This window comes from Actinomadura sp. DC4 (genome assembly GCF_030406325.1).
In the GTDB taxonomy this organism is placed as follows: domain Bacteria; phylum Actinomycetota; class Actinomycetes; order Streptosporangiales; family Streptosporangiaceae; genus Actinoallomurus.
Window position 1 is genome coordinate 1 of the sequence record NZ_JAUEQY010000020.1, and the last position, 23088, is coordinate 23088.

A 23088-nucleotide genomic window follows, 5' to 3' on the forward strand; every position below is an offset into this window, starting at 1 on the left:
GATCGGTCAGACGGCGCACCCGAACTGGATCTGCCATCCGACCAGCCTCACGGCATAGCGGACACCAACCATGAACATCGACCGGCGTGTCGACCAACCCGGCCAACGTTCATGGACAGAGCACTAGACGCCGAGGGCGGCCCCGTACGGGCCGCCGACCAAGGGCGGGGTGCCGACCGGCACCCCGCCCTTCGACATTTCCAAGGGAAGTTCTCTGTCACCTCTTCGCCAGGTTGTTTCAAGCTCAATTCCGTGGAAACATTTAACTTGAGTTTGAGGTTAGTTCTCAGCAAGAGCCCAGGAACCTGGAGGTACCAGCCATGCTGCTGACGTCGATCGACCCGTTCATGCAGGAGTTCGAGCGCCAGTTCGACCGCTTCACCCGCCGGCAGCCCGCCGTCATGCCGATGGACGGCATCCGGCGTAAGGACGAGGTCGTGCTCCGCTTCGACCTGCCCGGCATCGACCCCGGCTCCATCGAGGTGACCGTGGACCGTGGCGTCCTCACGGTCGGCGCGCGCCGCGAGGAGGAGCTCGCCGAGGACGAGCAGCTCTTCGTACGGGAGCGCACGATGGGCACCTACACCCGTCGCGTCTACCTGTCCGAGCACCTCGACGCGTCGGCGGTCGACGCCGCGTACGAGGACGGCGTCCTCGCGGTCCGCATCCCGGTGCTGGAGCAGGCCAAGCCGCGCAAGGTCGAGGTCCAGACCCGCAAGGCGCTCCGCAAGTGAGTGTGACCACCCGGGCGGGCCGCTCCTGTTGGGGCGCCCGCCCGGGTGCGTGCATGATGGGACCGCCATGTCTTCACTGCCGATCGATGACAGCCGGGCCGCGCTCTACACCGTCGGCCAGGTCGCGACGATGCTCAGCGTGCAGCAGGCGTTCCTGCGCCGCCTCGACGAGCACGAGGTCGTCCGGCCCAGCCGCTCGTCCGGGGGCCAGCGCCGCTACTCCCGCCACGAGATCACACTCGTTCAGTACGTCGTGCGGCTCGCCGACGAGGGGATGACGCTCGCCGCCATCCGCCGTGTGCTGGAGCTCGAACGCGACCTGGAGGCCGCCCACCGGCGCATCGCCGAGCTGGAGGCCGAGCTCCGCCGCCGGTGAACCTCACGCGTCGCGGCGGTTCAGCACGAGCAGGCCGCCGGCCAGGGCGGCCGCGGTCCAGGCGAGAAGGATCCCCAGCGCCGTCCACGGGCCGAAACCGCGGTAGGTGATGAACGACGGGTCCGGCTTCACGACGCGCATCATCACGAGCCCGGCCTGGTCGGGCAGGAACTGCGCGACCGTACGGACCTTGGGCAGGTTGCCAACGCCCTGGGAGTCCAGGAAGAGCAGCGGGATCAAGATCCCCAGCGAGAGCGCCGTACCGCGCAGCATCGCCGCGACCCCCATCGCGAAGACGCAGATCAGCGTCAGGTAGACGCAGGCGAACAGCACCGCGCGCAGCACCCCGGGCGCGCCCAGGGACACGCCGTGCGGGCCGAGCGCGGACTGGGCCGTGAAGAAGGTCACGAAGCCGGTGACCAGCGAGAACACCAGAGCCGTCAGCGTCCCGGCCACGACCTTGGCCCCGTAGAACATGCCCCGCCGCGGCACCGCCGTGAGTGAAAGGCGGATCGAGCCGCCGCCGTACTCCCCGGTGACGAGCAGGACGCCGAACACCACGAGCGCGATCTGTCCGATGGTCAGGCTGTAGAAGCCGGCCACGACCGGGTCGAAGTTGGCCCGCGCCTCCTGGTCCATCCGGCCGAAGCCGCCGCGCAGGGTCAGCCCGAAGAGGAGGCCGAGCCCCGCGCAGAGCGCGAAGGCCGTCAGCAGGCTCCAGACCGTGGACCGGAGCGTGCGGATCTTCACCCACTCGGCGCGCAGCGCCGCCACCACCGCGCTCATCGCGGACCCCCGGTGAGCCGCATGAAGGCATCCTCCAGCGAGGCCGGGCGGACGGTGACCTCGTGCACCACCAGCCGGTGGGCGGCGGCCAGCTCGCCGACGGCCGCGGGTTCGGCGGCCTCCGCCTCGAGCGCGCCGTCCGGCGCCTGCCGTACGGTGAGGCCGGCCGCGGTGAGGACGTCGCGCATCCGCTCCGGCTCGGGCGTGCGGATCCGTACGTGGGAGCTCGTGTTGGCGCCGATGAACTCCGCCATCGAGGTGTCGGCGAGCAGCCGGCCGCGACCGATCACGATCAGGTGGTCGGCGGTCAGCGCCATCTCGCTCATCAGGTGGCTGGAGACCAACACGGTCCGGCCCTCCGCGGCCAGCCCCTTCATCAGGTTCCGCACCCACCGGATGCCCTCGGGGTCGAGCCCGTTGACCGGCTCGTCGAGGAGCAGCACCGGCGGGTCGCCGAGCAGGGCCGCGGCGATGCCGAGCCGCTGCGCCATGCCGAGCGACAGGCCCTTCGCGCGTTTCCGCGCGGCGCCTCCCAGCCCGACCAGGTCCAGCACCTCGCGTACCCGCGTCACCGGGACGCGGTTGCTCCGGGCCAGCCACAGGAGATGGTCGGCCGCGCGGCGGCCGCGGTGCGCGCCGGTGCTCTCCAGCAGCGCGCCGACCCGGGTGAGGGGCCGCGGCAGGTGCTGGAAGGGCTCGCCGTCGATCAGAACCCCTCCGCCGGCGGGACGGTCGAGCCCGAGCATGATCCGCATCGTGGTGGACTTTCCCGCGCCGTTGGGTCCGAGGAACCCGGTCACCTGACCCGGCCGCACCGTGAAGGACAGCCCGTCGACCGCGACCGTGCCGCCGTATCTCTTTCTGAGGTCTCGTACTTCGATCACCGGATCCACGCTAGGAACCGGGCCGGTCGCGGGACAGTCGGCGAAAGTCTCCGGCTTCGTCCACTTTCGTCGATCACCCACGCCGTAGCCTGCTGGGCATGGCCCGACACCTTCTCGCCGCCGCCGTGATCGCGGCCGAGACCGCCCTGTACGCGGCCGGAGGCTCGCCGCCCGTCTGGGGCGTCGTGGCGTACGCGTCGGTGGTCACTCTGGCCGTGGCGCTGGGCTTCCGGTATCCGGTGGCCGCCTTCGCGCTGACCGTGGCGCTCGCCGTGCCGGTCGGCGGAGCGTACGTCCTGCTGCTGTGGACCGCCTACCAGGCCGGTCGCCAGGTCGTCTCGGCGCGGGGCACGGCGATCGTCGCCGGCGCGGCGACCGGCGGCCTCGGCATCCTGCTCCTCGCGCGTCCCGGCGACACTCGCGCCGTTCCCAACCTCGTCTGCGCGTACGTCGTGTTCGTCGGGCTTCCGCTGCTCGTCGGCCGCTACCTCGCCCAGCACCGGCGGCTGCTGTCGGCGCTCGACCGGCACAACCGCCGGCTGCTGAGCGAGCGCGACCTTCTCGCCGAGCGGGAGCGGCTGCGCGAACGGCTGCGGATCGCCCGTGACATGCACGACTCGCTCGGCCGCCGCCTCAGCCTCGTGTCGATCCAGGCGGCGGCGCTGGAGGTGTCGGTGCCGGCCGAGCAGCGCGTCGCCGTACGGCGGCTGGCCACGGCGGCGGGCGGCGCGCTGGACGAGTTGCACGACGTGGTCGGCGAGCTCCGCGGCCGTACGCCCGGCGTCGAGGCGATCGAGGAGGTCGTCGGAGAGTTCCGCTCGGCGGGTGTGCCGGTGACGCTGCGCCGCGCCGGGGAGCCGCAGCCGGTCACCGCGGCCGCGGGGGAGACGGCGTACCGGGCGGTCGAGGAAGGGCTGACCAACGCGGCCCGGCACGCCTCCGGCGGGGACGTCACGGTGAGCGTCGGATGGGAGCCCGAAACGCTTCTGATCGGCGTCGTCAACCGTGTCCCACACGCCTCTGGGACACGTCCCGCGAGCGCCGGCCACGGCCTGGCGGGGCTGGAGGAGCGGGTGCGGGCGGCGGGCGGCCGGCTGGAGCACGGGCCGGGCGAGGGGGAGTACCGGCTCGCCGTGACGCTGCCCGTCACCCCGGCCGAGGACGACCTTCCGGAGGCCATCGGGATCCGTACGGCGGCGCTCGGGTTCGCCACCGCCGTGCTGATGTTCGTGGTGCTGCCCGCGGGAATGCTGGTGGGGGTGGGATGAGGTGATCCGGGTCCTGCTCGCCGACGACGAGCCGCTGATCCTGGCCGGCATCCGCACCGTGCTGGAGTCGGCGGGCGACATCGAGGTCGTCGCCGAGGCCGGCGACGGCCGGGCGGCCGTGGAGGAGGCGCTCAGGCACCGCGTCGACGTGGCCCTGGTCGACATCAGCATGCCGGTGCTCGACGGCCTGAGCGCGGTCGAGGAGCTCGCGCGGCAGGCACCCGGCGTACGGGCCGTCGTGCTCACGTCCTTCGGCGTGGAGTCCAACGTCCAGCGGGCGCTGGCGAGCGGTACGGCCGGGTTCGTCCTGAAGAACTGCCGGCCCGAGGAGCTCATCCGCGCGGTACGCGCGGCCTACGAGGGCGACGCGTACCTGTCCCCCGCCGTGACCCGCATGGTCCTGGGCATGGTGACGCCCGAGCCTCGGCGGGAGGCCGCCGAGCGGCTGGCGGCCCTGACCGTACGGGAGGCGGACGTCGTGCACCTCGTAGCGGAGGGACTGTCCAACGCCGAGATCGGCCGCCGGCTGCACATGAGCGAGGCGACCATCAAGACGTACGTGAGTCGCGTCCTCGCCAAGCTCGGCTGCGTCAACCGCGTCCAGGCGGCGCTCCTGGCCCGCGACGCCGGAGGACCCCCGCCGAGGCGGCGGCCACCAGAACGATGACGGCCGCGAGGACCAGGGCGTCCCGGTAGCCGTGGTGGAGCAGGGGAGTCACGATCAGCGGGCCGGCGATCTGGCCGGCGGAGTACCCCGCCGTCAGCAGCGCGACGGAGCGGGGGAACCGCAGGTCGGTACCCGCGCCGAGCGCCAGCGTGCTGACCCCGACGAACGTGGCGCCGAACAGGGCCGCCGAGATCAGCGCCGCCGCCACCCCGCCCAGGAGGGCGGGCGTGGCGATGCCGGCCGCCTGCACGACGAGCGCGGTGACCAGGAGACCGGGACGGGACCAGCGCCGGTGCAGCCAGGCCCACAGCGCGGAGGAGGGCACGGCCGCCAGGCCGACCAGGGTCCAGGCGGCGCTCCCGATCCAGGCGGGAGCCCGCTGCTCGATCGCGGCGACCAGGAAGGTGCCCGCGATGATGTAGCCGACGCCCTCCAGCGTGTACGAGACGAACAGCGCGGCGAAGAGGCCCTTCGCCCGGCCGTCTCCGCTGTCGGCCGGCCGGGGCGCAGGCTCCGGCTCCGGCCGCAGGTTCCACGAGGCGACGGCGAGCAGGACGGTCAGCCCCGCGGCGGCCCACCACGCCGCGCGCCAGTCCGCGACGGAGCGCAGGACCAGCACCAGCAGCCCGGACAGCGCGATGCCCGCGCCGATGCCGCCGAAGGCCCAGCCCGGTAGGTGCACCGGGTGGCCGCGCAGGTGGCCGAGCACCGAGCTCACGGCGATGACGAAGATCAGCGCGCTGGCCACACCGGCGAGCAGCCGGAGCCCCAGCCACACCGCGGTCGCGTGCGTCGACGGCATGGCGGCGAGGGTCGCGACGAGGACCAGCAGCGAGCAGCGCAGGACGGCAGGGGAGCGCACCAGCCGCGGGAGGAGGATGCCGCCGAGGGCGCCGGCCAGGTAACCGACGTAGTTGGCCGTCGCCAGGCCCGCGCCCGCCCTGGCCGACAGGCCGGCCTGGGCGGTCATGAGCGGAAGGATGGGCGTGTAGACGAATCGGCCGACGCCCATGCCCGCCGCGAGCACGGCGGCGGCCCGGACGATGTGGCCCCACGGCGCGCCGGCGAGGCCGCGTGCTGGGCGCATGGGGCTCCTCCGGCGGTGGGGGACAGGGGAACGACGTCCCGCCGCGGCCGGGGTGCCGGGGCGAGACGCCGTTCGGGGGCGGCTCTCCGCCCGGGGGGTACGGGGAAGGGACGTGCCGGTCCCGCGTCTCCACAATGCAGGTTCGGTCGGCGGTCATGCCAGGACGGAATTTCTCCCTGCTGGTAGGCGCGGTCTCCCAACGACCGGCGCGACGAAAAACGGCGCTGCCCTCCGCCGCTCTGTAGAGCGGGCGGACGGGCAACGCCGTTCTCTCCTCCGGTGCCCGGCCGGCGGGGGTCGTGCGGGGGCGGCACCGGAGGAGAGATGACGCGCCGGCCGGGCGGTGGCCGACGCCGAGGAGCCGAGGGCGGGGGATGGCGCCCCCGCCCTCAGGCTCATGGCTTACTCAGCCCACGAGCTTCTTCGGGTGGTAGGCGTGGTACTGGCTGCCCGAGGCCAGGCCGTAGGTACGGGTGCGGTGGTCGGTGCCGTAGCTGCCGCGCTGCTCGTACTCCCAGTAGGAGGTGTGCTTGCTGTTCGCCCACTTCTCGAAGATGACGACGTGGCGGGTGTTGCTGGTGCCGGTCGCGTCGATGATGAGGTCGCCCTGCTTCAGCGCCGACATCTTGATCTTCGTGGTGACGCTGGACTTGGCCAGGCCGACCGTGTTCAGGCCCGGCTTGCCGAGCGCGAGGGCCATGGAGGCGTAGCCCGAGCAGTCGGTGCGGTAGCCGCCGTGCGTCTTGGACTGGCTGTACGGAACGCGCGAGGAGGTGTGGGGGTGCCAGGTCTTCGCGTTGGCGATCACCTTCGCCCGCGTGATGGTCGCGGCGGCGAGGGGCGCCACGTTGTTCTGCGAGGCGGCCTGGACCGCGACGTTGGAGGAGTCCGGCTTGGCCGAAGTGGACGTCGTGGTGGCGGCGGTGACCCCGTAGACGGCCGCGGCCGCACCGGTCAGCGCGAGGGCGCCGGCACCGACGCGAACGGCGAGTTGCGTACGCATGTGTTTCTCCATCTGATCTCGGGTGGGGATGCGGCATTCCGTCAGGTCGTCGGTATGCCGCACGGTCCGAACGATGCATAAACGTAGATAGATGCGCCGTTGTCCGCCAGAGGATCCGTTGGTCCCGGGACGGAAACATCACCCTTCAGCGGGGCGAACAGGGCATACTTCTGCGACATGGGACAACGGTGGGACAGAGGGAGGTGGCTTCTGACCAGCGCCAAAGTAGACGGTTACCCCGTCGACCGGCGGTTTCACCATAACGACTACTCCGAGTATTCGCCCCGGTCGAGATCCGTGAAATCGGGCCTCCGGGGTGCCGGGCGTGCACTACAAACGTCGCGTCGGCAAACGTGGCGAAACTGCCGAACTGGCGGCATTGGAGATGCTTTAGCGGAAAGGTAGAGAGTGAGTCGTAGTCGACAACTCAGTCCGTTGCCGGACGAACTTCCTCATGCGGTTCGCACGCTTCTGGGCGAGCTCCGCCTCCTGAAGGATCGCTCCGGCTACGATCTGCGCGCGCTCGCGAGCAAGACCCACGCCAGCCGTTCCTCCTGGGGCCGGTGGCTCTCCGGCGAGACCTGGATCCCGCGTGAGGCCGTGGCGAACATGGCCTCGCTCTGCGCGGGCGACGCCGACCATCTGAACGCCCTGTGGCAGCGTGCCGAGGACGAGCGGCGGGCACGGCAGTTCGCCGACGCGGCCGTGGTCAACGGTGCCTCCAGCCAGGTGAACGGCGAGGCCGCCACAGACGGGGCGACCCGCACGATGAGGACGGCCGGCGCCACGCTCCCCGGGGACCTGACGGCGTCCGGCGGGCAGCCGCCGGCGAAGTCACGCCGGAGTTTGATGATCTTCACGGGCATCGTGGTGGGCTGCGCCATCATCGGCGGCGCCGCGGGACTCGGCATCGGCCTGTCCCTGAGGGGCGGCCCGGCACAGGGCCCGCGTCCGTACACCCAGTGGCTGGCCAGACCCGAGGTGCTCTCGCGGCTCCAGATGTGGCACCCGCACAGCGACCAGCGGGTCCCGTACAGTCAGAGCCGCTCCTTCCAGGGGTACCGCACGGACGGCTCCGGCTACGCCTCGATGGCCCTCGGCCTCCCGACGCCGGGCCCGAACTCCCCGGACCTCGCGTCGGGTCAGTACAGCCACCGGATCACGCCCGCCGAGCTCCTGTCGGGCGACCTGATCATCAATCCGACGGGCGACGCCGGGACCCGCCAGGTCATGATCTTCGACAAGTGGCTGGACGGCGACCGCAAGAAGTACTGGGTGTACCAGCAGAGACGCGGATACGGCACCGACCACCTGGCGGTTTCCTTTCCGCTGGACGGGAGCAGTCAGTACCACGCGTACCGTCCACTCAACATCCACGACGTCGGCACACCCGGACCGCCATGACGGTAATAGCGACTATGGTCGTTTATGGAATGCCGGGTTATGCTCTCGCTGCGATCGCGAAACGCACTTCTACGACTCCGCATAGGACGTCCGTCAATGGACCGCTCCCATGCCTATCCGCACTGTGAGTCAGGAGAGATGTCAATGCCTGTTTCCCTGCGATCGCGCATCCGGGGCCGCTGGGTCGCCAAGGCTTCGGCCGCGACGATGGCCGCCGGCCTGGCCGTCGGCATGTTCGCCGGTCCCGCCTCGGCCGCGAACAACTCCTACTGGAGCACCTACTCGTCATTGTCGGCCTGCCGTGCGGAAGGCAACTACCTGGTGGCGCACCACATCGCGGTGAGCTGGGATTGCGAGCACGAGACGTCCACCTATTACTCCCTCTGGTACACGCCCGCGTAGCATTTCGGAAATTGAGCGGTCGCGGGGAAAACCGCGACCGCTCATCCGGTCGTCATGACGTTCCGGTTCTGGAAGGCGAACGGCGCGAGCCCGAGCAGGAACAGAACGGCCGACTCGGGAATGTAGTCCAGGTCGGCCGCGACGGTGGCGGTACCCGCCAGAATCAGGACCGGGGCCCACCAGGGGGCGATCCGCGCCCGTGCGGTCGCCAGCAGGACGAGCAGCCCCAGCACGCCGACGTAGAAGAACACCGGCACGACGGTGTAGACGAGCGGTGTCAGCCCGGGGACGCCCTGGATCCGTTCGCTGTAGTGGTGCTTGGCCGCCGCGTCCTCGGACAGCAGGCCGACGACGATGTCGATGCCGAACTGCACGCACGTCGCGACCAGCCCGACGGCGCCGATCGCGGCGAGGGCGTTCGCCGCGAGTCCGGGCGGGGCGAGCCGTCGCAGCCCGGCGATCACCCAGGCGAACAGGACCAGGCCGGCCAGCATCAGCGAATGCCCGAACGTCCAGCCGAATCCCGGCCCGTGCTGACCGCCCATCAGCCGGACCACGCCGTACGCGCCCATCAGGGCCGGGGCGGCGAGGTAGGAGACCTTGGTGAGGTTCATGATGACTCTCCAGGAGGAACGAGGATCGATGCCCTCATCCTCGGGACGCGGCGGCCGCCTGTGATCGCCGGTGCGGGCGATCTTCGGTACTCCCTCGCGCGGGGGAGCCGGGCCGTTCTTCTCGTCGTGGGCGTGAATGAGATCGCAATGACCGGGGCCGCTCCACGCCTCTTGGTTAAAGAGCTCACAACCACAGGCGTGTGCGGGTCGTCGCCGGGCGCGGAGCATGCTGCGATGTCTCGCGCGATGCTCACCGACGAAGAACACCTGCCGCGCTACTCGGTCGGCCAGGCGGCACAGATGCTCCGTACCCGGCCCAGGTTCCTGCACCGTCTCGACAGCTACGAGGTCGTCCGCCCCAGCCGTACGCCGGGCGGGCACCGGAGGTACTCCCGCCACGAGATAGGCCGGATCCGCCGCGTGATCCAGCTTGCCCAGGAGGGCATCACGCTCGTGGCCATCCGGCACATCGTCGTGCTGGAGAGAAGGGTCCGCGAGCTGGAGGCCCAGCGCGACGCCGCCTGGGAACGACTCACCGAACGCGACTCCCGCCAGCCCAAGATGCGAAGATCGCGCGTCCCTCCGATCTGAGGCGGTGGGTCACGGGCGTCGCTCGGCGGGGCAGAGGTCGTGCCGATGCATCCAGCGATGGGCGCGACCGTACGGGGGTCCGTGATGACGCCGTGGCCACAGCCGGTCCGACTCGGGCGCGACGGCGGACGGCCGCGTGCTCGCCGGGCGGTTGTGCGCCATGATCACGGCGTTGAAGATCGGCCCGAGCGCCGTGATGACCGCGGTGACAATGACCAGAACGGCGCCATTGACGGCGCCTTTGCACGAAGTTGAGTCGTCGGGACCAGCCATCACGCTTCCTTGTACGGATTAGGATGGCCGATGATATCCAGCCGGTCGACTCTGTCGGCTGACGAACATCCAAACGCGTGGCATTGTACGAAAGATCGGTTATGTGTTGCCCAATTCATCCGATCTCGTCGCGCGGAAGGTATGTCCGACTACACCCCCAAGGGGGATATAAGCCAATAGGCTGCCGAAGAGTAGGAAGAACGCCCAGGTGGGAGCTTTTTGGCTGTACGCCAGGCACAGGCCGATCGTGGTGGAAACCGTCGCGCCTAACGTCAGGGCGTAGAAGATGGACCCGATTGTTCGCACTCGTGAGCGGCTCGCCATGGGCTCGACTTTCTGTCTCGGGGAGTGTGGGGGATTACACCTACATGGGCGGGCTTGACTGTAGTAGTGCTGAAGATCTTTAACGGCGAAAACGGCACATGAGGATGGCTTTATGCCGTGATTCGCGTGCGATGTCGCGGTTTTCTGGCAGAGGATCAGGGCGTACGGGACGCGTAGTGGCGGCGGGCCTTCGTGCGGTTGCCGCAGCGGCGCATCGAGCACCACTGGCGGTTGCGGGCCGGGGAGCGGTCGGCGAAGCGGATGCCGCAGTCGTCCGCCGCGCACACGCGGAGCAGCTCGTTCCCCGTCAGCAGGTCGATCGCGTCCAGGGCCACCTGGCCCAGGGCGCTCGCCGCCGACCACGACGGTGGCACCGGTACGACGCGGCTCTCGTTCACCGTGATCCGGGGGCCGCGCGGCGCGTCCGCCGCCATCGCGTTCACCACCGCCGCGTCGGCCTCTTCCGGCGTCGCGAACGCCAGCGCGTCGATCGCTGCGCGCAGCCGCCGGGCGGCGTTCAGGGCGGCCTCGTCGACCGGGGCGTCCAGCAGGTCCGCCTCGCGCAGCCACCGGGCGAGGTCCTCCGGCGTGCGCAGGGTCTCCCGTGGGCCGATCACCCGGTCGCGGGCGGTGTTGAGGAGGTCGATGCTCGGCCGGCCGCCGTCCCATACCCAGTCGCCCATAACCCCATCATAGGGTTAGGGTCACTTCTAACCGTATAAGGAGGTTAGCATGCCGATCGCCATCGTCAACGGGATCCGGATGTACTACCGGCAGCAGGGTGAGGGGCCGCTCCTCGTCCTCCTGCACGGCTGGCCGCAGACCGGGCACTGCTGGCGTCACCTCGTCGGCCCGCTCAGCCGTACGCACACCGTCGTCGTCCCCGACCTGCGCGGATACGGCCGCAGCGAGATGACGCGCGACGGCCACGACAAGCGCACCAAGGCCGAGGATCTCCATCAGCTCATCCGGGCGCTCGGCCACGAGCGGGCGACCGTCGTCGGGCACGACCGCGGCGCGCGCGTGGCGCACCGGTGGGCGCTCGACCACCCCGGGGACGTCGAGCGGCTCGTCGTGATGGACATCATCCCGACCCGCGAGATGTGGCGCCGCATGGACGCGGACCTCGCCCGCGGCACCTGGCACTGGCTCTTTCACCTGCAGCCCGACCTGCCCGAACTCCTCGCCGGCGCGAACGTCGGCGCCTACCTGAGGTACCTCATCGACGCCTGGTCCCACGTGCCGCTGCCGGAGGAGGACATCGCCGAGTACGTACGCGCGTTCGAGCGGCCGGGCGCGCTGCGGGCCGGCTTCGACGACTACCGCGCGGCCTTCCCCGCGGACGCCGAGCAGGACGACGCCGACCACGGAAGGAAGATCACCATGCCGCTGCTGGCCCTGTGGGGCGAGCACAGCTTCCTCCACTCGATCGACGCGCTGGAGGTCTGGCGCGACTACGCCGAAGACGTCAGCGGCGCGATGATCGAGGGCTGCGGCCACTTCCTCGCCGAGGAGCGCCCCGAGGCCGTGCTCGGGCGCCTGGAGGCGTTCCTCGGTGAGGAGTAAGACTCACCCGACCGTACGGTGGACGTTCTCGACCTCGGACGGGCCCGGCTCGGCCTCGGCGATCCACGGGCCCGGGATCGACGGGTCGATGACGCCCTCCTCCTGCCAGGTGTAGCGGCCCTCCATGACCTTCTTGGCCAGCTTGGCGTCGAGGTCGTCCGTGTTGTTCCAGAGCTGGTCGAACAGCCGGCCGACGCGCACCTGCGCCTGCGCGCAGAAGACCTCGGCCAGTTCGCATGCCTCCGGCCGGTCGTCGGCCTTGGCGCGGACGCAGACCGCACTCATCGCGAACAGCTCGGCGCCGATGTCGACCATCCGGCCGAGGAAGCCCTGCTTGCGCTCCAGCTTTCCCTGCCAGCGCCCGGCCGCGTAGAAGATCGAGCGCGCGAGCTTGCGCGAGGTGCGCTCGACGTAGCGCAGGTGCTTGGCCAGCGCCCCGAACTCGCCGTACGCGCCGGGCCGCTGCCCGGCGCCGGTGACCAGCGTCGGCAGCCACTTGGCGTAGAAACCACCCGCCTTGCGTACGGCCGCGGCCTTCTTGGGCAGGTCGGCGTCGGGGTCGATGATGTCGCCGGCCACCGACAGGTGCGCGTCCACCGCCTCGCGGGCGATGAGCAGCCGCATGATCTCCGACGAACCCTCGAAGATCCGGTTGATGCGCATGTCGCGGGCGAGCTGCTCGACCGGCACGCCGCGCTCGCCGCGGGCGGCGAGTGACTCGGCGGTCTCGTAGCCGCGTCCGCCGCGGATCTGGACCAGCTCGTCGGCGATGAGGAAGCCCATCTCCGAGGCGTACAGCTTGGCCAGCGCCGCCTCGATCCGGATGTCGCCGCGCTCCTCGTCCGCGAGCGTGCTGGACAGGTCGAGCATCGCCTCCAGCGCGTACGACGTCGCGGCGATGAAGGAGATCTTGGACGCGACCGCCTCGTGCTCGCCGACCGGACGGCCCCACTGGACCCGTACGGCGGACCACTCGCGCGCGATCATCGTGCTCCACTTGGCCGCGCCGGCGCACATGGCAGGCAGCGAGAGGCGCCCGGTGTTCAGCGTGGTCAGGGCGATCTTCAGCCCCTGGCCCTCCTTGCCGATGCGGTTCGCGGCGGGCACGCGCACCTTGTGGAGGCGCGTGACGCCGTTCTCGATGCCGCGCAGGCCCATGAAGGCGTTGCGGTTCTCCACGGTGATGCCCTCCGCGGTCGCCTCGACGACGAACGCGGTGATGCCGCCGCGGTGCTCCTCGGACTTGGGCACGCGGGCCATGACGACGAGCAGGTCCGCGACGACGCCGTTGGTGGTCCACAGCTTGACGCCGTCGAGCACGTAGTCGTCGCCGTCCGGGACCGCGCTCGTCCGCAGCCGCGCCGGGTCCGACCCGACGTCCGGCTCGGTGAGCAGGAACGCGCTGATCTCGTTCGCGCAGCGGGGCAGGTAGGTGCGCTTCTGTTCCTCGCTGCCGAACATCTTGACCGGCTGCGGCACGCCGATGGACTGGTGGGCCGACAGCATGGCGCCGAGCGCCGGGTGCGCGGACCCGAAGAGCATCAGCGCCCGGTTGTAGTAGAGCTGGCTGAGCCCGAGGCCCCCGTACTCCTCGGGGATCTTCATCCCGAACGCGCCGAGCGCCTTCAGCCCCTTGACGACGTCATCGGGGATGCGGGAGTCGTGTTCGATGATCCGGGCGTCCACCTTGGTCTCGCAGAACTCCCGGACGCGGGAGAGGTAGTCCTCTCCCTTGCGCCGCATCTCGTCCGAGCCCTCGGGATGCGGGTGGATCAGATCCAGCCGGAAGTCGCCGAGGAAGAGCTGCTTGCCGAAACTGGGCAGTTCCCACTCCGTCTGGCGGGCCTCTTCGGCCACACGCCGGGCGGTGCGTTCATCCACGTGTGTCACGACGATCACCTCACAAGGGAAGTTACTAGTCAGTACTTACCCGTGAGTAGCAAGAGCATGCGACAAACTCCTCCCATGGATGGGAAACGGGCAGAAGCCTTCAGTGACGGCGTGTTCGCCGTGGCGATCACCCTGCTCGTGCTGGAGCTCAAGGTGCCCGGCGGCGAGGGCACGCTGCTGCACCGGCTGCTGGAGATCTGGCCGTCCTACCTCGCGTACGCGGTGAGCTTCCTGACCGTCGGCATCATGTGGCTCAACCACCACACGATGTTCGCCCACATCGTCCGGGTGACCCGGCCGGTGCTGCTGCTCAACCTGCTGCTGCTCATGGTCGTCGCGATGGTGCCGTTCCCGACGGCGGTGATCGGCGAAGAGCTGGGCGAGCACCTGCGCGGCGACGACGCCAAGACCATCACGGTCGCGTACGGCCTGCTGATGATCGTCATGTCGATGTGCTTCTCCGCGGTGTGGTGGTACGTCGTGTTCCACCCGGGGATGCTCGACGAGCGGCTGACGCCGGAGGACGTACGCCGGTCGATCCCGAAGTTCGGATTCGGGCTGTTCGGCTACGTCCTCGCCACGGTCATGGGGCTCTTCTCACCGCTGACCTCGCTCGTACTCCTTGGTGTGCTCGGGCTGTACTACGCCTTCGAGCACCTGCCCACCCCGCGGAAGCTCGATCCGGACCCCGGTGCCGGTACCGGGTGAGGACCTGAGCCTGGCCCGCCCGCCGTGCGCCGCCGCGATTGCGGCCACGATCGCCAGCCCGAGCCCCGTACCCTCACCGCCCGACGTGTGGTGGAACCGGTCGAACGCGCGGGCGGCCTCGTCCGGCGCCATCCCCGGCCCCTCGTCCGCGACCTCGATGATCATCGTGGTCGCCGTCTGGGTGAGCCGTACGAGCGCCGGGGTCCCGGCCGGAGTGTGCGCCCGTACGTTGGCCAGAAGGTTGGCCAGCACCTGCCGGATCCGGCCCTCGTCGGCCATGGCGCTCAGGTGCTCGGGCGCGTCGAGCGTCAGCGGCCGGTCCGGCTCGACCGCCGCGGCGTCGGCCACCGCGTCACGCGCCAGCGCGGCGAGGTCGACGCGCTCCATCGTCAGCGCCGAGCCCTTGTCGAGACGGGCCAGTTCGAGGAGCTCCTCGACCAGCCGGCGCATCCGCTCACTCTCGGAGGAGATCCGGCGCATCGCCTCGTCGGCGTCGACCGCGCCCTGCTCGTACAGCTCGGAGTAGCCCCGGATCGTCGTGAGCGGAGTGCGCAGCTCGTGCGAGGCGTCCGCGGCGAACTCCCGTACCTTCGCCTCCGAGCGCACCCGCGCCACGAAGGCCTGCTCGATCCGGTCGAGCATGACGTTGATCGCCCCGGCCAGCCGCCCCACCTCCGAGTCCGACACCTCCATCCGCGCGCGCAGGTCACCGCCGCTCGCGATGCCCTGCGCGGTCGTGGCCATCCGCGACACCGGGGCGAGCCCGCGCCGGATCAGCCAGCGCCCGAGCAGGGCCAGCACACCGAGGATGAACGCGCTGGTGAGCAGCTCGCTGACGATCAGCCAGGCCAGCGAGGCGCGGATCTCCCCGAGCGGCGCCACGACGATCACGACCCGCCCGCGCGGACCCAGCCGGGCGACCGCGCGCATCGAGCCCATCGCGAACGGCCGCCCGCCGGCCGCCCGGTCGAAGAAGGGGCCGGGGCCCATGCGCCGCGCCTGCTCCAGAGCGGCGGCCGGGTCGGGGTCGTCGCCGCTGACCGCGCGCACGGTCCCGTCGGGGGCCATGTTGAGGATGATGTAGCGGGCCGGGGCCACGCTGTCACCCGTCCTCGCCAGGGCCGGCTTCTTCTGTACGGCCTGGAGCTGGCCGTTCACCCGGTGCATGAGGTAGCCGCGCAGCGCCGCCGTGCTGATCAACGCCATCAGCACCATGCCGATCGCGGTGACCGCGAGCATCCCCGCCATCAGGCGGGCGTTGAGCGACCTCATGACGGCGGCCGCAGGGCGTACCCGACGCCGCGCTGCGTGTGGATGAGATCCGGCCCGATCTTGCGCCGCAGGTAGCTGACGTAGGTCTCGACGACGGGGGAGGAGGGGGAGTGGTCCCAGCCCCACACGTTCTCCAGGAGCTGGACGCGCGTCAGCACCCTCCCCGGGTTGCGCATGAGGTAGGCCAGCAGGCGGAACTCCGTCGGGGACAGCTCGATCTCCGTACCCGCCCGCCGTACGGTCCAGCGCGCCTCGTCCAGCTCGAGGTCGGCGACACGGAGGATCTCCTCGGCCGGCCCGCCCCCGGCCCGCCGCAGCACCGCGCGTACGCGGGCGACCAGTGCGTCCACCGAGAAGGGCTTGGTGACGTAGTCGTCGCCGCCGAGCGTCAGCCCGGTGACGGTGTCCGTGGGCGTGTCCCGCGCGGTGAGGAAGACGACGGGCGTCTCGTCACCGCGCTCGCGCAGCCGCCGGCACACCTCGAACCCGTCGAGGTCGGGCAGCATGACGTCGAGCACGATGAGCCGCGGGCCGTCGTCCTGCGCACGCTTCAGCGCCTCACCGCCCGTACCGGCGGTGATCACCTCGAACCCGTGGAAGCGCAGCGCGACCTGCACGAGGTCCCGGATGTTCGGCTCGTCGTCGACGACGAGTACACGTGGATTGTCCATCGGTCCCCATCATGTACGGCGCGGCGCCCCCCGGGGATTCACCGGGGGGCGCCGCGTCCGCGCGGGTCAGCTCTTGGTGGGTGCCGGCGTGGGCGACTGGGTCGCCTTGGCCGGCACCTTCTTGGGCACGATCACGGCCCTGGCGCTGTGCTTGTTGCCGGGGCCGACCGTACCGGCGATGACGACGAAGTCGTTGCCCGCCAGGTTCGTGGTCGAGGACTTCTGCCCGTCCTTCCGGACACGCGTGTTCTTGACGGTCGTCCACTGCCACACCGTGCCGTCGAGGCTGCGTACGGTCAGGGTGCCACCGCTCTTGGCGGTCACCTGCCCGCGCTGCCACGCGATCTGGACGAAGCCCTTCTTCGTACGGACCGAGGCCTCGCCGTGCACGCCGCGCTGGGCCAGCCGCCTGATGCGGGAGCGCTTCTTCTGGCCGGGCTTCTGGCTCTTGTCCGCGGCCGGCCGGCCCGCCACTTGGTCCGCCACCTGCTGCGACGCCGCCGCGAGCTCGGTGTCGCCGCCCGCGGAGGCCGGACCCGCGAGGTAGATTCCGGTGCCGACGGCTCCGACCGCGAGCGCGGACGCGCCACCGATGACCAGCTTCTTCATCTTTGATTCCTCCTGAGGTCGACGCTCCTCACTCAAGCGGACCGATTTGTGGAAGCCGATGGAGAAGTCTGGGAGTTCGATGGGAGTGCGCGTTCGTACGGGCCGTACCCGGTCTGTGGATAGACTGACGGCCGCCCGCAGCCGTAGCCGGGATCCCGACGTCGTCGACATCAGCGAGTGATCGCATGCCATCAGGCCAGAAGAATTCCGTCGCCAGCTCTCTCCTCGGTCTGCTCGGCAGCCGCCGCCGGGACACTCCGGACACGTTCGACGGCGAGCACCAGCCAGCCGCCGGCGAGGGCCAGCTGGAGAACCACCTCGGCGGTGACGAGGCGCGCAACTACCGCCAGTACGAGTACGACATGGTGGCGCCGCACGTCGGCACGTCACTGCTGGAGGTCGGCTCCGGCCTCGGCCACTTCTCCGAGCAGTTCGCCGGGCGGCTCGACTACCTCGTCGTCAGCGACAACGACGCCTACTGCGTGGAGCAGCTGACCAAGCGCTACGCCGGCAACGACGACGTCGAGGTCCTCGACCTGGCCCTGCCCGCCGAGATCAACATCCGGCGCAAGGTCGACACGGTCGTGATGATGAACGTCCTGGAGCACATCAAGGACGACGTCCAGGCCCTGAAGGACCTCGCCTCCGTGGTGGAGCCCGGCGGCCGCATCGTGATCTGGGTACCCGGTTACATGCAGCTGTACGGCGACTTCGACCGCAAGGTCGGCCACGTGACCCGCTACACGCCGAAGACCCTGGAAGCCACGGTCACGGGCGCTGGGCTGGGCATCGACGTGCTGAAGCCGATCAACTTCCTGGGCGGCATCGCCTGGTGGGCCGCCGTCCGCCGAGGCGGCGCCGGCTACCCGGACCCGAAACTGGTAAAGATCTACGACCGGACCGTGGTCCCGACGACCCGGGCGATCGAACGCTTCATCCGACCCCCGTTCGGCCAGACCGTCTTCTGCGTCGCCCGCGTCCCGGAGTAGCCGGGGCCTAGGTGAGGCGGAGGCGGTGGGCGGTGGCGGCCGCCTCGCCGCGGCTGGACACGCTCAGTTTGGCCAGGATGTTGGACACGTGCACGCTGGCGGTCTTGGCCGAGATGAACAGTTCCTCGGCGATGTCGCGGTTGCTCCGGCCGTCGGCGACCAGGCGCAGGACCTCCTGTTCCCGCGTCGTCAGGCCGAAGGCCGCGTGGCCGGTCCTGGCGCCCGCCACCGTCAGCCGCGAGCGCCGGGCCACGAGGTCGATCTCCGCGCGCAGCGGCCGGGCGCCCAGGCGGTCGGTCAGCTCGGCGGCGCGGCTCAGCGAGACGGCCGCCGACTCCCGGTCGCCCTCCGCGACCGCGGCCTCCGCCGACCTCAGCAGCGCGTACGCCAGCGGATACGGATAGCCCAGCGCGTCCCAGGCCGCGACCGCCGCGGACCATGCCGGGCGGTCCACGGCCCCCTCGGCGCGGGTGGACTCGGCGATCACGGTCAGGCGGCGAGCCGTCATGACCGGGCCGTGGGCCGGGGTCGCGTCCGCGACGGCGCGTACCTTCGCGGCCAGGGCCGCATCGCGCTGGGCGGCGCAGGCCCGCATGCCGGCGACGAGGATCGGCCACGCGTGGCGGACGTCGCGGTGGAGGTCCTGCTCGGTGATGGCGCGGCGGGTGGCGTCGACCGCGCCGGGCACGTCGCCCTCGGCCAGCCGCCACTCGATCACCAGGCTGGCCAGCGGCAGGAGCTGCTGCGGGTACGGGTCGTCGGCCGCGTACAGCGCCCGGAGCTCCTCCACGATCGCCGCCGCGACCGCGCTCTCACCACGGGCGGCGGCGATCTCGCCGCGGTTCAGCAGGTGCTGGCCGCGCAGGCCGGGCGGCGGTGAGAGCTCCGCCGCCCGCTCGAACGTCTCGACCGCGTCGTCCCAGCGGCCCAGGGAGATCTGCGCCTCGGTCAGGTTGTTGGCCGCGAAGATCCCCTTCGTACGGGCGCGGCCGAGCGACTCGGCCAAAGTGAGCGTCCGCTGGGCGACCTCGAGGGCGGCCTCGGGGTCCCCGTACGCCTCCAGGGCGTCGGCCGTGTTGACCATCGACCGCAGGACGGTGTCGCCGTCGTGAGCGTGTTCGGCCTGGGCCCGTGCGGTCTCCAGCCGGGCCATCGCGTCGGTGAACCGGCCGTCGATCGACTCGGCGATGGCGAGGTTGTTGTGGGCGTCCGCGGCGGTGCACTCGTCGTCGAACCGCTCGGCCAGCTCCAGCGTCTCCTCGCTGATCGGGCGCGCCTCGTCGTGCCGCCCGAGCAGGACCAGCGCGCGGCCCAGCGGCGCCAGCACCTCCGCCCGTACGACGGAGGCCGACGGCACCAGGCTCAGCGCCCGGCGCAGGTCATCGACGCCACCGGCACGCCCCAGGACGAACACGAGCGCGGCGCGCCGGCGGAGGAGCAGCGCGACGCGTTCGGGGTCGGTCCTCTCGTCGGTCTCGGCGAGGGCGGCGCGTACGAAGGCGAGGCCACGGTCCGGTTCGCCGCAGGCGCCGGCGGCCTGCGCGGCCCGCTGCAGCACGCTGACGTGGTCGGTACCGATCCGGGTCTCGGCGTCGGGCACCCGGTCCCACAGCTCCAGCACGCGTTCGAGCATCTGCAGCTGCTCGGCGTACGCGAACGCCGAGGCCGACTCACCGGCCGCCTTCCACGCCGCGGGCAGGGCGCGTTCGTGGTCGTGCGACTTGGCCCAGTGCATGGTGATCTCGACGGCGGGACGCCCGGCCAGGCTCAGCGACGGGTTCGCCTCCAGTGCCTCGGCGAACCGCCGGTGGGCCCGTCCGTGCTCGCCGGGCAGCAGATCGTCGTGGATCGCCTCCCAGATCAGCGCGTGCCGGAAGGCGTACGCCTCCTCGTCGGCCAGGAGGACGTTCGCGTCGACGGCCGGGCGCAGCGCCGCGGACAGCGCCGTGTCGCTCAGGCCCGCGACCTCCGACAGCACCGTGTGCCCGAAGCGGACCCCGCCGGTGCTGGCCAGGCGCAGCAGGTCCTGGGTGTCCTCGGGCAGGCGGTTCACGCCGGCGAGGACCAGGTCGCGTACGGACTGGGGCATCCCGCAGTCCGGCGTCTCGGCGGTCGCCTCGATGAGCAGCGGGATGCCGGAGCTGCGCTCGTAGACCATCGCGATGAGTGTCGCGTCCGGAGCGTGCCCGATGATGCCGGCGAGCTGCCCGGCCGTCTCGGCACGGGTCAGGCGCGGCAGGTCGAGCCGTACGACGCCCTCGATGCGTTCGAGCTCGGCGATCACCGGCCGCATCGGGTGGCCGCGGTGCAGCTCGTCGGAGCGGAACGTGATGATCACCAGTACGGCGGTGTGCCGCAGGTTGCGGAGGAGGAAGACCAGCAGGTCACGGGTCGACCGGTCGGCCCAGTGCGCGTCCTCGATGACCAGGATCAGCGGGCGGCGTTCGGCGAGGCGTTCGAGCAGGACGAGCATCTGCTCGAACAGGCGGGCCCGCGCGGTGTCCGGGTCGCGGTCGGCGGGCGCCTCGCCGAACTCCGGGAGCAGCCGGGCCAGGTCGCGGGCGCCGTCGCGGGGCATCAGGGCGGCGATCTCGGCGGCGCCGGCCTCCCGTACGAGCTGGCGCAGCGCCGCGGTGAACGGGGCGTACGGGAAACCGGCGGTGCTGAGCTCAAGGCAGCCGCCGGCCAGGACGAGCGTGTCGTCGCACACGCGGGCGGCGAACTCGTCCACGAGCCGGGTCTTGCCGCCGCCCGCCTCGCCACCGAGCAGGACGGCACCGGGGGTGCCACCCCGCGCCCGGTCACAGGCGTCGGTGAGCGTCGCCAGCTCCGCTTTGCGGCCGACGAAGGCGGGGCTCACCTCATGTGCGCGCACGCCTCCCAGCATGCCAGGCATCGCGGGTCATACCGTCCTGGTCTTCCAGGCGGTACGCGGTCGCGCGTCGCGGAACGGCCACAGCGGCCGGCGAGTGCCGTGCTCACGCACGGCGGCGGACGCCTGGGCCTCGCGGACACGCTCGTTCATCAGTGCTCGGACGATCTCGGGATGCATGGTGTCCTCCTGCTTTCTTTACGACGCCCCTTACCTTCGCCGTAAGGCGGACCCCGCCACATCCGGCGAGTGCCCTATCTCCCGCCCCGGCGCGGCCCCGGCCGCCGTAAGCACCACCTGAGTGGCTTAGGGCGAGGTTTTCTCGGGAGGTTTCGCATGTAACGTCGGCCGTCTTGCGGCCACTTCGTGGTGTATCTGTCCCCGAAGACGGGAGAGCAAGTGGACGCCGACAAGGAACGGTTCACCGCCCTTTACGACGCCCACAGGACGCGGGTGTGGGCGTACGCCGCCAGCCGGGTCGGCGGTCAGGCCGCCGACGAGGTCGTGAGCGAGACCTTCATGGTGGCGTGGCGGCGCTTCGCGGAGATGCCGTCCGCGTCGCTGCCCTGGCTCCTTGGCGTGGCCCGCAACGTCATCCGGAACTCGGCGCGGGCGCAGACGCGACGCGACTCCCTCGCCGCCGAACTCCGTACCTGGACCGAGGGTGCCGAGTCCGATGTCGCCGACGGCGTCGTCGACCGGATCACGCTGCTGCGCGCCCTCACCAGGCTGTCCGACGCCGACCGCGAGGTGCTCACGCTCGTGGCCTGGCACGGGCTGAGCGCCAAGGAGGCCGCCCGCGTCGTCGGATGCACCACCGCGGCGCTGGGGGTCCGGCTGCATCGGGCGCGTAAGCGCCTGATGGACGAGGCACGGCGTCGCCCGAGCCTTACGAAGGAAATGGAGTGGTCGTGAAGGACATCATCGAGCAGTTGGCCGAGGCCAGGCCGGACCACCTCGACGGCACGGGCCAGGTCGACCGGTCCACCCGTACGAGCGAGCTGAACCGGGCGTTCGCCCAGCCCCGGACCGCCCGGCGGCGGAGGCGCGGGCGGCTGGTCCTGCCGCTCGTGGCGGTGGGCGCGGCCGGGGCGGTCCTGATCGCGGTCTCCGACACCAGGCCCGCCCGGACCGGCCACAACGCGCCCTCGCCGCGGGCGCTCAGCGGGATCCTGCTCGCGGCCCACAACGCGGAGGCGCTGCCGACGGGTAAGTACTGGTTCGCCGACGAGGTTCTGGCGGACTCCTACGTAGTGAAGGCCAAGACCGGTGACTACGCGGTCTCCGCGTTCGGCAGTGAGGACTTCCGTTGGACCGCGTCCACGGTCGGCGGAGGCGACGGCGGCGCCAGCCGTGACCTGCCGTTCCGGCCCGTGTCCGCCGCCGACGCCGCCGCCTGGCGGCGGGCCGGCTCGCCGGCGACCCTCCGGGTCCGGGTGGACGACCACTACGACACCCTGCGTTCGGTGACCGGCCGGTGGACGACGTGGAAGTCGAAGTTGCTGGGCGGGACCTCCGACTCGTCGGGCGGACGCTTCCAGCTGGGCCTGACCGTCGAGCAGCTCGAGAAGCTGCCCACCGATCAGGAGAAGCTGGCCACGCTGCTGTTCCAGTCGAAACGCCTTTTCGGGAAAAGGCTCATGTCCTCCGGCGAGTCAGCGAGCACGAAATGGGCCCCGCTGGACCAGCTCAACCTCGTACGGGCGCTGCTCAGCGGGCCGTTGCCGCCCCGGACGCAGGCGGCCTTGATGCGGGTGCTCAAGGCACGACCCGGGATCCGGGAGATCGGTGGCGTCACCGACCCGCTCGGCCGGAAGGGCGTCGCGCTGGCCGTCGAGTTCCCCGCCGAGATCCGCGGGAGCTCGGAGAAGATGCCCTGGGGTTCCCGGCTGCAACTGGTCTTCGACGTGGAGACCGGGAAGTACCTGGGCTACCAGGAGATCCTGACCCGGCCGGGCGACAGGTACGCCTCGACGAAGCCCGGCTTCGTCATCCGCTACGACGTGACGAGCGAATCCGGCTGGACGAACACGAGGCCGACGCCACCGGCCGGGCCGCCGCGCTGAGAGCACCCGCCGTAGGGCCGCCGCGGCCCGAA

The 23088-nt window shown here is 71.1% G+C and carries 24 protein-coding genes; 12 read left to right on the forward strand and 12 right to left on the reverse strand.

Annotated elements, in window-relative coordinates:
- Nucleotides 1-320 precede the first annotated feature (320 nt).
- Together QWU11_RS29170 and QWU11_RS29175 are read left to right on the forward strand one after the other, a co-directional pair.
- Nucleotides 321-734, forward strand: a complete 414-nt coding sequence (locus QWU11_RS29170; RefSeq protein WP_290117654.1) for an Hsp20/alpha crystallin family protein — start codon at nt 321-323, stop codon at nt 732-734.
- A 67-nt stretch (nt 735-801) separates the two neighbouring features.
- Nucleotides 802-1110 (forward strand): MerR family transcriptional regulator, encoded by a 309-nt coding sequence (locus QWU11_RS29175; protein WP_290117655.1) that lies wholly within the window; start codon nt 802-804, stop codon nt 1108-1110.
- Between the two features lie 3 nt (nt 1111-1113).
- Here the strand turns inward: QWU11_RS29175 and QWU11_RS29180 are convergent, their stop codons facing one another.
- Both QWU11_RS29180 and QWU11_RS29185 read right to left on the reverse strand, forming a co-directional pair.
- Nucleotides 1114-1896, reverse strand: coding sequence for an ABC transporter permease (locus QWU11_RS29180; RefSeq protein WP_290117656.1), 783 nt, complete (start codon nt 1894-1896; stop codon nt 1114-1116).
- On the reverse strand, nt 1893-2780 hold the full coding sequence (locus tag QWU11_RS29185; RefSeq protein ID WP_290117657.1) for an ATP-binding cassette domain-containing protein: 888 nt from the start codon (nt 2778-2780) through the stop codon (nt 1893-1895). The genes QWU11_RS29180 and QWU11_RS29185 overlap by 4 nt, the downstream gene beginning before the upstream one ends.
- A 98-nt stretch (nt 2781-2878) precedes the next feature.
- Between QWU11_RS29185 and QWU11_RS29190 the strand changes: the two genes are divergently transcribed.
- Nucleotides 2879-4048 (forward strand): histidine kinase, encoded by a 1170-nt coding sequence (locus QWU11_RS29190; RefSeq protein ID WP_290117658.1) that lies wholly within the window; start codon nt 2879-2881, stop codon nt 4046-4048.
- Nucleotide 4049: 1 nt separating this feature from the next.
- On the forward strand, nt 4050-4715 hold the full coding sequence (locus tag QWU11_RS29195) for a response regulator transcription factor (RefSeq protein ID WP_290117659.1): 666 nt from the start codon (nt 4050-4052) through the stop codon (nt 4713-4715).
- Here the strand turns inward: QWU11_RS29195 and QWU11_RS29200 are convergent.
- Complete coding sequence (locus QWU11_RS29200; protein WP_290117660.1) at nt 4639-5802, reverse strand: YbfB/YjiJ family MFS transporter; 1164 nt, start codon at nt 5800-5802, stop codon at nt 4639-4641. The genes QWU11_RS29195 and QWU11_RS29200 overlap by 77 nt on opposite strands.
- Nucleotides 5803-6208: 406 nt before the next feature.
- The gene (locus QWU11_RS29205; protein ID WP_290117661.1) at nt 6209-6805 is read right to left on the reverse strand and encodes an NlpC/P60 family protein; all 597 of its coding nucleotides are present in this window, start codon (nt 6803-6805) and stop codon (nt 6209-6211) included.
- 435 nt (nt 6806-7240) lie between these two features.
- Between QWU11_RS29205 and QWU11_RS29210 the strand changes: the two genes are divergently transcribed.
- Nucleotides 7241-8209: a helix-turn-helix transcriptional regulator gene (locus tag QWU11_RS29210; RefSeq protein WP_290117662.1), complete on the forward strand. Its 969-nt coding sequence runs from the start codon at nt 7241-7243 to the stop codon at nt 8207-8209.
- A 144-nt stretch (nt 8210-8353) separates the two neighbouring features.
- Nucleotides 8354-8611 carry a hypothetical protein gene (locus tag QWU11_RS29215; RefSeq protein ID WP_290117663.1) on the forward strand — a complete coding sequence of 86 codons (258 nt, stop codon included), beginning with the start codon at nt 8354-8356 and terminating at the stop codon, nt 8609-8611.
- Nucleotides 8612-8652: 41 nt separating this feature from the next.
- Here the strand turns inward: QWU11_RS29215 and QWU11_RS29220 are convergent, their stop codons facing one another.
- Nucleotides 8653-9225: a hypothetical protein gene (locus QWU11_RS29220; RefSeq protein ID WP_290117664.1), complete on the reverse strand. Its 573-nt coding sequence runs from the start codon at nt 9223-9225 to the stop codon at nt 8653-8655.
- Between the two features lie 234 nt (nt 9226-9459).
- Between QWU11_RS29220 and QWU11_RS29225 the strand changes: the two genes are divergently transcribed.
- Nucleotides 9460-9816: a MerR family transcriptional regulator gene (locus QWU11_RS29225; RefSeq protein ID WP_290117665.1), complete on the forward strand. Its 357-nt coding sequence runs from the start codon at nt 9460-9462 to the stop codon at nt 9814-9816.
- A gap of 752 nt (nt 9817-10568) precedes the next feature.
- Here the strand turns inward: QWU11_RS29225 and QWU11_RS29230 are convergent.
- The gene (locus QWU11_RS29230) at nt 10569-11096 is read right to left on the reverse strand and encodes an ABATE domain-containing protein (RefSeq protein ID WP_290117666.1); all 528 of its coding nucleotides are present in this window, start codon (nt 11094-11096) and stop codon (nt 10569-10571) included.
- 49 nt (nt 11097-11145) lie between these two features.
- Here QWU11_RS29230 and QWU11_RS29235 point away from each other — a divergent pair, with 49 nt between their 5' ends.
- Complete coding sequence (locus QWU11_RS29235) at nt 11146-11979, forward strand: alpha/beta hydrolase (protein ID WP_290117667.1); 834 nt, start codon at nt 11146-11148, stop codon at nt 11977-11979.
- Nucleotides 11980-11982: 3 nt separating this feature from the next.
- Here QWU11_RS29235 and QWU11_RS29240 read toward each other — a convergent pair whose 3' ends face one another.
- Nucleotides 11983-13869, reverse strand: coding sequence for an acyl-CoA dehydrogenase family protein (locus QWU11_RS29240; RefSeq protein WP_290117668.1), 1887 nt, complete (start codon nt 13867-13869; stop codon nt 11983-11985).
- A 75-nt stretch (nt 13870-13944) separates the two neighbouring features.
- Between QWU11_RS29240 and QWU11_RS29245 the strand changes: the two genes are divergently transcribed.
- Entirely contained in the window at nt 13945-14577 is a 633-nt protein-coding gene (locus QWU11_RS29245) for a TMEM175 family protein (protein ID WP_290117669.1), read from the forward strand.
- On the opposite strand, the gene QWU11_RS29250 is transcribed toward QWU11_RS29245, so the two are convergent.
- The 3 genes from QWU11_RS29250 to QWU11_RS29260 form a co-directional block, all read right to left on the reverse strand.
- Entirely contained in the window at nt 14467-15849 is a 1383-nt protein-coding gene (locus QWU11_RS29250; RefSeq protein WP_290117670.1) for a HAMP domain-containing sensor histidine kinase, read from the reverse strand. The two genes, QWU11_RS29245 and QWU11_RS29250, sit on opposite strands and share 111 nt — an antisense overlap.
- Nucleotides 15846-16520 (reverse strand): response regulator transcription factor, encoded by a 675-nt coding sequence (locus QWU11_RS29255; protein ID WP_290117671.1) that lies wholly within the window; start codon nt 16518-16520, stop codon nt 15846-15848. Before QWU11_RS29255 ends, QWU11_RS29250 begins: the two co-directional genes overlap by 4 nt.
- Before the next feature lie 66 nt (nt 16521-16586).
- On the reverse strand, nt 16587-17129 hold the full coding sequence (locus tag QWU11_RS29260; RefSeq protein WP_290117672.1) for a hypothetical protein: 543 nt from the start codon (nt 17127-17129) through the stop codon (nt 16587-16589).
- 185 nt (nt 17130-17314) lie between these two features.
- Here QWU11_RS29260 and QWU11_RS29265 point away from each other — a divergent pair, with 185 nt between their 5' ends.
- Nucleotides 17315-18118, forward strand: a complete 804-nt coding sequence (locus QWU11_RS29265) for a methyltransferase domain-containing protein (protein ID WP_290117673.1) — start codon at nt 17315-17317, stop codon at nt 18116-18118.
- Nucleotides 18119-18125: 7 nt separating this feature from the next.
- On the opposite strand, the gene QWU11_RS29270 is transcribed toward QWU11_RS29265, so the two are convergent.
- Together QWU11_RS29270 and QWU11_RS29275 are read right to left on the reverse strand one after the other, a co-directional pair.
- Complete coding sequence (locus QWU11_RS29270) at nt 18126-20993, reverse strand: helix-turn-helix transcriptional regulator (protein ID WP_290117674.1); 2868 nt, start codon at nt 20991-20993, stop codon at nt 18126-18128.
- Between the two features lie 27 nt (nt 20994-21020).
- Nucleotides 21021-21170, reverse strand: coding sequence for a hypothetical protein (locus QWU11_RS29275; RefSeq protein ID WP_290117675.1), 150 nt, complete (start codon nt 21168-21170; stop codon nt 21021-21023).
- 219 nt (nt 21171-21389) lie between these two features.
- Here QWU11_RS29275 and QWU11_RS29280 point away from each other — a divergent pair, with 219 nt between their 5' ends.
- On the forward strand, nt 21390-21905 hold the full coding sequence (locus QWU11_RS29280; RefSeq protein WP_290117676.1) for a sigma-70 family RNA polymerase sigma factor: 516 nt from the start codon (nt 21390-21392) through the stop codon (nt 21903-21905).
- On the forward strand, nt 21902-23056 hold the full coding sequence (locus tag QWU11_RS29285; protein ID WP_290117677.1) for a CU044_5270 family protein: 1155 nt from the start codon (nt 21902-21904) through the stop codon (nt 23054-23056). The genes QWU11_RS29280 and QWU11_RS29285 overlap by 4 nt, the downstream gene beginning before the upstream one ends.
- Nucleotides 23057-23088: the final 32 nt, after the last annotated feature.